The organism is Corynebacterium sp. MSK122 (genome assembly GCF_030229435.2).
GTDB lineage: Bacteria > Actinomycetota > Actinomycetes > Mycobacteriales > Mycobacteriaceae > Corynebacterium > Corynebacterium marquesiae.
In genome coordinates this window covers 1-303 of sequence record NZ_JASPHV020000079.1, presented here as the reverse complement: position 1 = coordinate 303, position 303 = coordinate 1, and the positions used below count along the sequence as shown (strand labels likewise).

1 pseudogene is annotated in these 303 nt (G+C 54.8%); it reads right to left on the bottom strand.

The features are described from left to right. Positions 1–184: 184 nt before the first annotated feature. Positions 185–303, bottom strand: a pseudogene (locus QP934_RS11545) (IS30 family transposase); the annotation flags it as partial.

The following is a 303-nucleotide window of genomic DNA, read 5'->3' as shown; positions in this document are numbered from 1 at the left end:
TATATGTCACTGACCAGCCTGGCACAGACCAAAGAGATCATCGCCGCTGGGGTCATCGACGAGGACCGCGACAACAACCAGGAGATCGCCGCGTGAATACCCTCACCCCTTATCCCCGAGATGGCCCTAAACCACCGCCATGAAACTAACTCCAGATTCGAAAAACAGATACACCACGGCGGAATCAAGCGGTGGATGCGCCACGCTTGAATAGTTCGTTAAGTATTTCACGTGGGGTTGCGCCGCCGAGGATTTGTCGGGGTGTTTCGTTGAGCTCATTTTGCACCCACGCGACATGTTCGG